The sequence below is a fragment of the Archangium sp. genome, assembly GCF_057119385.1.
Genome location: NZ_DBNGVP010000190.1, coordinates 45,220 through 56,113 on the forward strand (window position 1 = coordinate 45,220; position 10,894 = coordinate 56,113).

The window sequence follows — 10,894 nt, forward strand, 5'->3', positions numbered from 1 at the left end:
CATTACGGGGGTTACATGAACAAGTTGACTCAGAAGTTCCTGGCGGTCTCGCTGCTCGCCCTCGCGGGCTGTGAGGGCGAGGCCAACAGTGGCCGGCTCGTGGGCTTCATCGTGGACGGCCAGACCGGTCAGCGGTTGAACTTCTTCAAGGAGACGGGCGAGAAGGGCAACCTGGGCGACGACGCCGACGCCACGAGCCAGGTGTACGCGATCATCGACGGTGAGTTCCGCCGGGCGAAGCCGTGCGGCCGCGGCGATCTGAACGACAAGAACGCCATCGAGGCGGACGGTTGCTTCCAGATCGACAACATCCCCGAGGGGATGACCATCCCCGTCTTCGCGCAGGCCCCGGGCTACGAGCGCTTCGTCGGTGAGTACACCTACGCGCTGCTCGACTACGATCAGGAGCACGCGCAGAAGGTGGCCAACATCCGGCTGTTCCCCAAGGGCTTCTCGGTGGACTACCGGCTCAACGTGAGCTTCAACAACAACCCGGTGCCCAACGCGCAGGTCATCTGCCAGTACACGCCGACGACCGCCAACACGCTGCAGGTGTCGGGCATCTTCATGGATCCGGTCACCACCGGGACCACCACCGTCACCGCCACGACCAATGCGGATGGCGTGGCGGCCATCCCGGGCTCGGCGCTCGTCAATGGCGCGAGCTACCGCTGCGAGGCGGTGATGGCGCAGTCCATGGACGGGCTGACGCTGTCGGGACAGGGCAACTTCACGGCCGGCGTGAGCCAGGCCGAGCAGCGCATGACGATGACCACCAGCGGCTCGACCGACACCCTGCTCTACGCGGTGCGCTCCAACGCGGACGACACCAGCAAGCTGATGGGCGCGGACGGCAAGCTGATCATCACCTTCAACCGCGCCGTGGAGATCGTCCCGGGCACGGCGGACTGCCAGTACGCCACGGCCTCCATCGGCTTCCCGGACGCCGACGGTGTCACGGGCGCCATCTACCCGACGCCCGCGGGCTCCACCACCAACGGCGTGTCGGAGTCCGTCACCGCGGACATCTCCACCGACGGCCTCACGCTGACGCTGGGCTTCAAGGCGGAGCGGCCGTTCGATCCGGATGATCGCGGCACCTACGTCAACTTCAGCGGCATCATCGTGCGTCCGCGCGGCACCACGTCCTCCTCCGAGATCCGCGCCATCGGTGGCGTGGGCGCGTGCCCGGCCGTCGCCGGCTACAGCGTGGGCGACGTATCCAACCTGCGCACGGGCGGCTCCGATCAGCTCAACTACATCCAGCTCTTCTGAGCCTCGGATGGTGAGCCCGGAGCGAGCGGAAGCCATCGCTCGCTTCGGGTAGGAGCGGACGCTCATGGCCACACAGGGCCATGGGCTCCGCTCATGAAGTGAGCTTTCTCGCGAGCTCGCCCGGATCCTTCATGGGCGGCTCGCAGGCGAAGTGGCGGCACAGGTACGCGGCGCCCTGGCCTCCTACCGGCTCGCGGCCCTCGAAGGTCTCCCGCATCGACGGCGGCACCGGCGCTCCCGGCTCCTTCCACGCGAAGGCGAAGGTCGGAGCGTAGGCCGCCCGCGTCACCGACAGCAGCGGCTCCACCGCTTCCCGGCTCCCCGAGAAGGTGACGCTCGGTGCGCCCTCCACCAGCGCGTCCGCGGCCAGTCCCAGGTGCCCGTAGCCCATCGGGTTCTGCCGCAGCTGCTCGCGCATGCGCGAGACGTAGCGCTCGGCCAGGTCCAGGTACTGCTTGTTGCCCGTCAGCGCCGCCAGCGCCACCTGCGCCTCCGTCAGCGTCGAGGCCCCCGAGGGAAACGCGTTGTCGAACGTCGCGTAGGTGGCCACCACCAGGTCCTGCTGCTCCCTGGGCGCCGTCAGGTACGCCTGCTTCTCCCCATCCCAGAAGCGCGCCTCCGCCGCCTTCACCAGCGCCTGCGCCGCCTCCAGGTACTTCGGCTCGAAGGTGGCCTGGTACAGCGCCGTCAGCCCCGAGGCCAGGTCCCCGTAGTCCTCGAGGAACCCCGGGATGCGCGCCTGCCCCTCCTGGTACGAGCGCAGCAGCCGCTGCCCGTCCCACAGCTCCTTCAACAGGAAGTCCGCCGCCCGCCGCGCCACGTCCACCCAGTCCGCCCGCTCGAAGACGCGTCCCGCGAAGGCCAGGCCCCGCATCATCAGCCCGTTCCACCCCGCGAGGATCTTCTCGTCCCGCCCCGGCTTCACCCGCTTCTCCCGCGCCTCGAAGAGCTTGCGCCGGGCCTCCCCCAGCCGCGCCGCCACCTCCTCCACCGGGAGCTGGAAGTCCTTCGCCAGCGTCTCCACCGGCACCACCGCCTCGAGCACCGTCGCGCCGTGCTCGAAGTTGCCTCCCGGGGAGAGCCGGAAGTGGCGCAGCGCCAGCTCGGCCAGCTCCGGCGTCAGCACCTCCCTCACCTGCTCGGGCTTCCAGACGAAGAACTTCCCTTCCTCGCCCTCGCTGTCCGCGTCCTGCGTGGCGTAGAAGCCGCCGCGCGCGTCCGTCATCTCGCGCCGCACGTACTCCGCCGTCTCCTCCACCACCTTGCGCCACAGCGGCCTCGGCGCCACCTGGTACGCCTCCGTGTACAGGTGCAGCAGCTGTGCGTTGTCGTACAGCATCTTCTCGAAGTGCGGCACCGTCCACCGCTCGTCCACCGAGTAGCGGTGGAACCCTCCCCCCAACTGGTCGTAGATGCCGCCGAGCGCCATCCGCTCCAGCGTCAGCAACACCGCTTGCTTCAGCGCCTCGTTGCCACTGTTGCGCCGCCAGGCCCGGAGCATCAGCGCCACGTTCATCGGGTTGGGGAACTTGGGCGCGCCACCGAAGCCCCCGTTCACCCCGTCCACCCGGCGCAGCATGGACTCGCCCATGGCCACGATGTCCTCGCCCTTCAGCGTCCCCGCCACCGCGTCCAGGCCGTAGCCGGCCAGCTCGCCCAGTCCCTCGCGGAACTCCTCCGACTGCCGCAGCACCTCCTCGCGCTTCGCCGTCCACGCGTTGTGCAGCGCCTCCAGCACCTTCGGGAAGCCCGGCCTCCCGTACTTGTCTCCCGGCGGGAAGTACGTGCCCCCGTAGAAGGGCAGCAGGTCCGGCGTCAAAAACACCGTCAGCGGCCACCCACCGCCCTGCCCCATCAGCTGCACCACGCCCTGGTAGATTTGATCCACGTCCGGCCGCTCCTCGCGGTCCACCTTCACGTTGATGAACCACTCGTTCATCAACCCGGCGATGGTGGGGTCCTCGAAGGACTCGTGCGCCATGACGTGGCACCAGTGGCAGGCCGAGTAGCCCACCGACAGCAGGATGGGCTTGTTCTCCGCCCGGGCCCGCGCGAAGGCCTCGTCCCCCCAGGGGTACCAGTCCACCGGGTTCGACGCATGCTGGCGCAGGTAGGGCGACGGCTCTCGCGCGAGGCGGTTCTTCGCACCGGAAGACGGAAGCTGGGCCACGGGATGCTCCTGACGAAGGGGGCGGGCTCACTGTGATAAGGGGCGCACACGGCGCGAGCAAGCGCCTCCGAGCGTGCGTGTCCCCCGGTACCCTTCCGAGTGTTCAAGGCCGGGTGGAAAAGGGGCTGGGCAAATGCCCCGGGTTGCGCTTTGTCCTGGGTCGTGGCCGAGCCCCTCCCCACCCGTGCCCCCTCCCCCGTGACGCTCAGCCTCGTGCTGCTGGCGGTGAGCGCCGGGGTGCGGCTCGCGCTCGCCTTCGGCACGGACATCTACTTCGACGAGGCCTACTACTGGCAGTGGGCCCAGCACCTCGACTGGGGCTACTACGATCACCCGCCCCTGGTGGCCTGGCTCATCGCCGCGCTCGGCATCCGGCTCACGGCGCTGCTGTGCGGCGCGGGCACCGTGGCCGCGGTGTGGGGACTCGCCCGGGACGTGTACGGAGACAGGGAAGCGGCCTGGCGCGCGGCGGCGCTGTGGAGCGTGGTGCCCGCGGGCGTCCTCGCCGGAGTCTGGGCCACGCCCGACACGCCCCTGCTGCTCTGCTGGGTGCTCGCGCTGTGGGCGCTGTACCGCGAGCGGTGGGTGCTGGCGGGGCTCGCCTGCGGGCTGGCGCTGCTGTCCAAGTACCCGGGCGTCCTGCTCGCCGCGGCCTTCGTCGCCGCCTGCGTGCGCGCGCGCCGCCTGCCCGCGGGAGCGTGGCTCACCGCGCTGCTCGGGGTGCTGCTCTTCCTGCCCGTCGTGCTGTGGAACGCGCGGCATGACTGGGTGGGCTTCGCCTTCCAGCTCAAGCACGGCCTCGGGGGCACCGGGGGCTGGCGCAGCTTCGGGGAGTTCCTCGCCGGCCAGCTCGCGCTCGGCGGCCCCGTGCTGCTGGCGTTGACCGTTGTGTACGTCCTCCGCGGCCCAAGGGAGCAGTTCCTCCTGCGCGCGGCGGCGGCCGCTCCCCTGCTCCTCTTCGGCTACGCGTCCATCCGCACCCGGGGCGAGGCCAACTGGCCGGCCGCCGCGTACCTCTCCGCGTGCGTGGGACTCGCGGGCATGCGCCCCGGGTGGTTCCGCGCCGCGGCGCTCGTCAACCTGGCCGGAGTGCTCGCGGTGGGCTCGCACCTGCTCTTCCCCGTGCTGCGCTTCGAGCGCGACGTGCCCCTGGCCCGCACCCACGGCTGGTCCGTGCTGGCCCGGCTCGCCGAGCCCTCGCGGCTCTTCCCCGGACTCGAGCGCGAGGACGTGGCCGGCGTGTTCTCCCCCAGCTACCAGCTCGCCTCCGAGGTGGCCCGGTACGCCCGGCTGCCCACGAGCACCGCGGGCGGCGCCCGCTACAGCCAGTATGACCTCTGGCCCAGACCGGCGGTGGCGCCCGGCCAGGACGCGTTGTGGCTCACCGAGGACAAGCCGCCTCCCGAGGAGCTGACGGCGCGCTTCGCCTCGGTGGAGGGGCCGGTGGAGCTGCCCGCCGACTTCCGGGGGCGCCGCGTGCACACCTTCTTCGTCTGGCGGCTGCGCGACGCGAGGCCCTGAGGCCCGGCCCGGACGGCCGCTCCGCCACATCCGCTATGCTGCGCCGCTCCTTCCCTTCCGTGGAGCACGCGATGCAGCGCAGCCGACTCGCCGTCCTGCTGTTTCTCCCGTTGGTCTTCGCCACCGGATGTCCCGACCCCCAGTGCAAGGACGACTCCTGTGACGGCGGCGATGCCGGACTGGACGCCGGAGTGGATGGCGGCGCCGTCGACACGGGGGACTTCGAGGCCAACGGTCCCCTCGCCAACTGCCACTTCATCCAGGGCACCACGGGCACGCAGTGTGGGGAGCTCCCCAGCTTCGACCTGTCCGCGTGCCCGCGCTCCACGCTCGGCGGCGCCAGCCAGGAAGGCGTCTTCACCACGCACCTGCGCGGCGAGCAGAACGATGGCGGCGCGCGCTACTACATGCAGAGCCATTCGCTGCGCAATGACGGCGGCGTCGAGACCTTCAACAGCTGGTCCACACTCAGCCCCACCATGAACCTCACCAAGCAGTTCGCGAATGACACCTGGTTCGTGGCGCGGCACACCACGAGCCGGCTCGCGGACGGCGGCACGAGCAACGTCACGTGGGGCTATGCCGGCTGCGAGGCCCAGGACACCAACCACGTCACCGGGTGCTACGCCGTGTGCCGCAACGGGCAGACCACGGAGGTGGGCACCTTCAAGACGGCCCGCATCGTGCCCGCGCGCAACGAGAGCGAAGCCAACGGGCTCACGCTCGTCTCCGAGTCGCCCATCAACGACATGTACGCCCCGAGCTACACCTTCGGCCTCCCGGTGGACGTCTACGTCACGAAGAGTCACGCGTATGTCGTGTCGCTCGAGGGCTCGTACCAGGGCTGGGGCGGCCTGTCGGTCTTCGACGTGAGCAACCCCGCGCACCCGCGGCTCGTCAATCAGATCTCCGCCGAGAACGGCTACTGGAACGGCGTCTGGGCCAAGGGAGACGCCCTGTACATCGCCAGCGGCAAGCACGGCGTCATCACCTACGACATCTCCAACCCCGCCAACCCCGTCCTCTCCCACGTGCAGGTCCAGGAGAACGTGGACGCCCACACCGTCTTCGTCGAGGGCAACCACCTCTACGCCATGGGGGCTCCGACGCGCATCTATGACATCTCCACGCCGACCGCGCCCGTGCTGCTCGGCCGCTACGTGCCGCCCGGCGCCGAGTCCTATCCGTACGCCTACGTGCACGATGCCTTCGTCTACAAGGGCCGGATGTACAGCTATTACTGGTCCTACGGCATGCAGATCAGCGACGTCTCCCAGCTGAGCAACGAGCAGGGGCCCGTGGCGCTCGGTAGCTACCGCTACGGCATCCACCGCGATGGCAGCCCGATGCTCAGCTACGCCCGCAGCCACGCGGGCGCCGTGGGCACCTACGTGGACCGGCTCATCGCCTTCGAGGGCGGCGAGACCTGGGGCGCCCACCTGCGCGTGCTCGACGTCACCGACCCCACGCAGGTGAAGCTCATCTCCCGCTACCGCCTGCGCGAGGAGGCCTCCATCCACAACATGATCCTCGATGAGGCCCGCAAGCGGCTCTACATCGCCTACTACCATGAGGGTGTCCGCGTCCTCGACGTCGCCAACCCCGCCCAGCCGCGGGAGATCGGCTACTTCAACACCTTCCGCTCCGAGGACCCGATGCGCGGCCTGGGCTTCTACGAGGGCGCCATCGGCATCCGCGTCCCCAAGGCGCCGGACGTCACCCCCCTCAACGCGGGCCTGATCTACGTCGTCGATACCTCCCGCGGTCTGATGATCCTGCGCGAGACGAAGTGAGAAACCGGGAATCGGGGTGAGCGGCCGAGCAGACCCTCACCCCGGCCCTCTCCCAGAGGGAGAGGGAGCACGTTGAATGATTCCGTCCCCGCGGGCTTCCTCCTAGAGTGAACCCGCTCCCATGAACCTGCTCCTCGTCGCCATCGGGTTGTCCAAGGTGATCTTCGGTGGGCTGGTGGCCGCGCTCGGCATCTGGCTCGCGTTCCGCGGTCTCAACCGGCTGCTCGGCACGGACCCGACCGTCGACCTGCGCCAGGGCAATGCCGCCGCCGGAATCGTCCACGCCGCCAGCCTGCTCGCCCTCGGCGTGCTGGTGAACAACGCCGTCGGCGCCACCTTCGACGCCGTGGACCTCACCTTCCGCGGCACCTCCGTCGCGCCCGGGGCCCTGGCCCGGCTCACCTTCTTCGCCCTCACGCACGTGGGCGTGGCCCTGCTCGTGGGCACCGGGGTGCTCGCGCTCGGCGTGCTCCTCTTCGACAAGATGACTCCCGGCGTCGACGAGCTCGCCGAGGTGCGCCGCGGCAACGTGGCGCTCGCGCTCGTGCTGGCCGCCATCCTCCTCGTGCTCGCGCAGCTCACCGCGCCGGGCCTCCAGGCCACCCTCAACGGCCTCATCCCCTTCCCCGAGCTTCCCCCCTCCACCTTCCAGTCTCCTTCCTGACCGTCCTTGGCCGACCCGCCGACCAGCCCGCGGAAGACGCTCCTCCAGCTCTTCCTCGCCCTCTTGCTCGTCTCGAGCTGCTGCTTCCTCGGGCTGCGCTGGCTCGCTACGCCCGGAGTCGGCTCGCACACCCCCGCGCCAGGCTCGGCCCTGCCTCCCGAGCTGCCCGATACCCGGGGCACCCACCTCGGCATGGTGCTCGTGCCCGACTCCACGCCGCTGAGCCAGGCCCGCACCTATGAGTGGCGCGCCGAGTCGCTCCTGCCTCCCGAGTACCGGGTGGGCTACGGCCTCGGGACGTCGCTCGCGAGCACGCTGGAGGGGCAGCACCGGGCCTATGGCCGGAAGATGCGCTTCCGCGCGCTGAGCCACGCCCGCTTCACCTACCAGGCCCCGCCCGGGTGCCAGCAGGACATGCGCTGCATCTACGCCGAGCTCATGCGCAGCAACGCCGAGCCCGTGCACGCGCTGGGCACCCGCTTCGTCGAGCACATCCGCGCGCGGCACCTGGACTCCCTGGAGGCCGCCGAGCTCATCATCAGCTTCGTCCAGCGCATCCACTACGTGGAGCCCGAGGGAGAGCCCTTCGGCGTCATCCCGCCCGCGCTCGTCGCCGCGCGGGACGAGGGCGATTGCGACTCCAAGGCCGTGCTCGCGGTGATGCTGCTGCGCCAGGCGGGCATCGACGCGGCCATCCTCTACTCGGACCCGCTCGCCCACGCCGCCGTGGGCGTGGCCCTGCCCGTGCACGTGCGCGGCCCGCCCTTCCGCCTCGGCGGCCGCGTGTACCGCTACGCGGAGCTCACCACCGAGGGATGGCCCCTCGGGATGATTCCGCCCCAGCACGACAAGCCCCACTTGTGGAAGGTTCTGCCCCTGCCGGAACTGCCCGGGGAGACGGGCTCGCCTGTTGATGGGGTGGACACTCCCGTGCCCGGAGACGTGGAGTAGTCGAAGCGGCATCTGGCCCGAAGGGTGGGTTCCCCGAGCACGCCCGGGGACGAAGCTTCACCTCCCAACCCCGAGGCGCCCCCCCGCCGAGCCCTTCTTCATCCACCGTACTTCTTCACTCGCATTGGCTCGCTCCGTTGCGTCCCGTTCGACACTCGGGTCGCACCGGAGTGCGTGGTGGGCACCCCTTACCGGAGGTCGCCGTGCCGTCCATCTCCCGCTGGCTCATCCTGTCGTTGCTCGGCCTGTGGACCCTACCCGCCTGCCTCGCGCTGCCTCCCGAGCAGGAGGACGAAGCCGCCCTCGAGGCACCCGCTCCCGAGCCACAACACGTGGCCCAGGCCCTCACGGGGAGTGACGGGCTCGCCACCCCGGGCTGCCTCGCCGGGCCCCTGCTGTCCGCCCTCGGAAAGAGCCGCGTGCTCGTCGGCGGGAAGATGAGCGATGCCATCGCCTCGCAGGCGCCGTTCGACGTCCGCTACCTGTACCTCGCGGGTGGGTTGTTCGACTCGGCCGAGCCCTGTGGCTCGTGTCTGAGCTGCACCGCCCAGGCGCACTCCTGCTCCAACGCGAGCGGTGGCTGCGCGTGGTGGGGCTGCTGGCAGTGGGACCAGCAGGCCCCGGGGCAGTACCTGCGCGACTTCCTCCAGGCCGCCGCCGCCCGCCGGCAGATTCCGATGATCACCTACTATGAGATCCTCCACGCCAGCGGCGCCGTCGATGGGACCGCCGAGGTGCTGCGGGTGGTGGATGTCTCGCTCATGCGGCGCTACTTCAACGACTGGCGCTTCGTGCTGAAGCAGATTGGAAGCTCCACCGCGCTGCTCCACCTCGAGCCGGACTTCTGGGCCTACGCGCAGTTCCTCGCCGTGGATCCCCGCCTGCTGCCCGCGGCCGTCGCCTCGGCCAATCCCACTGACTGCGGGCATCTGCCGAACTCGGTGGCTGGGATGGGGCGCTGCCTCATCTCCATGGCTCGCAAGTACGCACCCAACGCCAAGGTGGGCCTGCATGCCTCGGCGTGGGCCACGAAGATCGACGCCCACCTCAACACCAACCCGCTGTTCGACGTAACGGTCGAGGCCCGCAAGGTGGCCGACTTCCTGAGCCTGTGCGGCGCCGCCGAGGGAGACTTCGTCGTCGTCGAGGCCAGTGACCGCGATGCCCAGTGGTACGAGGTCACCACGGGCACCCGGCGCTGGTGGGACCCGAGCAACTTCAACTACCCCAGCTTCCGCCAGGCCTTCACGTGGTCCAAGGCCCTCTCCGAGCGGCTCGGAAAGCCCCACCTGTGGTGGCAGCTCCCCGTGGGCAACATGTCCCTGCCCGGCACCTGGGAGCAGTGGCGCGACAACCGGCTGGACTACTTCTTCGACCACCCCGACCAGGTCGCCGCCGCTCATGGGTTCGGCATGGTGTTTGGCGCCGGCATGGAAGGACAGACCAATCCCTCCACCGATGGCGGGAACTTCGTGCGGCGCTCGAAGGCCTATTTCTCCAGTGGCGGGCAGCCCGTGTGTCCCTCGGGACTGAGTGAGACGCGGTAGGGGGCACGGGTTCAAGTCCCGTACTCCTCGCCAATAGAAGGGCCCGGAATCAAGAGGGAAACCTCAACGATTCCGGGCCCTTCGCCTTTTCTCATCCACCTGTCTTTCCCGGCGTCGCGGAGCCCGTCTCCAGCATGTCTCCAGAAAGCTGGGGGTCCGCTGTGTCGAGCAGGCTGATGGCCGCGTCCTTCGCCGCCGGGGTGAGGTGCATGTACCGCTGCGTGGTGGTGAGGCTCTCGTGGCCCGCCAGCTCCTGGATGGCCTTGGCGGGAGCCCCACGCATCGCCAGCCGCGAGCAGAAGGTATGCCGGAGGATGTGGAGCGCCCCGGTGACCGGCAGCCCGGCCCGTGTCTGTGCCTTCTTCATCCAGCGGGAGACGGTGGCCCTGGCCACGGGCTCGCCGTCGTCGCGGTAGAGCACCCGGGCCCCTCGCAGGTGACGGTTGGCCGCCAACAACGCCGCCAGCCGCTTCGTCATCGGCACCCGGCGATCCCGTCCGCCCTTGGGCACGGTGACGTGGCCGCGCCACTCGGCCTGCCGGATGTGGAGCTGGCCCCGGCGGAAGTCGATGTCCGGCCACTCCAGCGCGATGATCTCCCCGCTGCGCAGCCCCGCATCACCCCCGAGGAGCACCATGAGCTGAATGCGCCAGTCCAACTTGCCCGCCGCCTCCACCAGCCGCTCGTACTCCGCGAAGTCGTAGAAGGCCATGGTGGGCTTGGGCGCCTTCAACAGCTTGATGCTCGCGGGCAGCTTGTCGAGCACGCCCCACTCCACGGCCACCTTCAACAGCCGGTTGAACACCGTGAGGACGTTGTTCACCGTCTTGGTGGACAGGTCGCGCAGTGAGCCTGCCCCGGTTTTGTGGACACACCTCATAAGTCGGCTACACGGGAGGTAGTGTTCATGGAGCGAAGGAAGAGGCGGAGTTTCACCCCGGAGTACAGGGCCGATGCGGTCCGACTGGTGCGC

At 69.8% G+C, this 10,894-nt stretch carries 8 protein-coding genes; 6 read left to right on the plus strand and 2 right to left on the minus strand.

Features of this window, described 5'->3' with window-relative positions; genetic code table 11:
* Positions 1 to 15 precede the first annotated feature (15 nt).
* Positions 16 to 1,275 carry a hypothetical protein gene (locus tag AC16DP_RS44740; protein ID WP_329726822.1) on the plus strand — a complete coding sequence of 420 codons (1,260 nt, stop codon included), beginning with the start codon at positions 16 to 18 and terminating at the stop codon, positions 1,273 to 1,275.
* A 91-nt stretch (positions 1,276 to 1,366) separates the two neighbouring features.
* Here AC16DP_RS44740 and AC16DP_RS44745 read toward each other — a convergent pair whose 3' ends face one another.
* Positions 1,367 to 3,445 (minus strand): thioredoxin domain-containing protein, encoded by a 2,079-nt coding sequence (locus AC16DP_RS44745; protein ID WP_329726823.1) that lies wholly within the window; start codon positions 3,443 to 3,445, stop codon positions 1,367 to 1,369.
* A 198-nt stretch (positions 3,446 to 3,643) separates the two neighbouring features.
* Between AC16DP_RS44745 and AC16DP_RS44750 the strand changes: the two genes are divergently transcribed.
* From AC16DP_RS44750 to AC16DP_RS44770, 5 genes are all read left to right on the plus strand, one after another.
* Positions 3,644 to 4,966: an ArnT family glycosyltransferase gene (locus tag AC16DP_RS44750; protein WP_329726824.1), complete on the plus strand. Its 1,323-nt coding sequence runs from the start codon at positions 3,644 to 3,646 to the stop codon at positions 4,964 to 4,966.
* 71 nt (positions 4,967 to 5,037) lie between these two features.
* Positions 5,038 to 6,759 carry an LVIVD repeat-containing protein gene (locus AC16DP_RS44755; RefSeq protein WP_329726825.1) on the plus strand — a complete coding sequence of 574 codons (1,722 nt, stop codon included), beginning with the start codon at positions 5,038 to 5,040 and terminating at the stop codon, positions 6,757 to 6,759.
* A gap of 121 nt (positions 6,760 to 6,880) precedes the next feature.
* Entirely contained in the window at positions 6,881 to 7,423 is a 543-nt protein-coding gene (locus AC16DP_RS44760; RefSeq protein ID WP_329726826.1) for a DUF350 domain-containing protein, read from the plus strand.
* Between the two features lie 6 nt (positions 7,424 to 7,429).
* Positions 7,430 to 8,374, plus strand: a complete 945-nt coding sequence (locus AC16DP_RS44765; RefSeq protein WP_329726827.1) for a transglutaminase-like domain-containing protein — start codon at positions 7,430 to 7,432, stop codon at positions 8,372 to 8,374.
* A gap of 203 nt (positions 8,375 to 8,577) precedes the next feature.
* The gene (locus tag AC16DP_RS44770; protein ID WP_329726828.1) at positions 8,578 to 9,921 is read left to right on the plus strand and encodes a hypothetical protein; all 1,344 of its coding nucleotides are present in this window, start codon (positions 8,578 to 8,580) and stop codon (positions 9,919 to 9,921) included.
* Positions 9,922 to 10,012: 91 nt separating this feature from the next.
* On the opposite strand, the gene AC16DP_RS44775 is transcribed toward AC16DP_RS44770, so the two are convergent.
* Positions 10,013 to 10,801 carry a tyrosine-type recombinase/integrase gene (locus tag AC16DP_RS44775; protein ID WP_329726829.1) on the minus strand — a complete coding sequence of 263 codons (789 nt, stop codon included), beginning with the start codon at positions 10,799 to 10,801 and terminating at the stop codon, positions 10,013 to 10,015.
* Between the last annotated feature and the right edge of the window lie 93 nt (positions 10,802 to 10,894).

Excerpts from the sequence above, each read along its gene's own strand:
- AC16DP_RS44755 (WP_329726825.1), top strand. The coding sequence starts at position 5,038 with ATGCAGCGCAGCCGACTCGCCGTCCTGCTGTTTCTCCCGTTGGTCTTC.
- AC16DP_RS44740 (WP_329726822.1), top strand. The coding sequence starts at position 16 with ATGAACAAGTTGACTCAGAAGTTCCTGGCGGTCTCGCTGCTCGCCCTC.
- AC16DP_RS44775 (WP_329726829.1), bottom strand. The coding sequence starts at position 10,801 with ATGAGGTGTGTCCACAAAACCGGGGCAGGCTCACTGCGCGACCTGTCC.
- AC16DP_RS44760 (WP_329726826.1), top strand. The coding sequence starts at position 6,881 with ATGAACCTGCTCCTCGTCGCCATCGGGTTGTCCAAGGTGATCTTCGGT.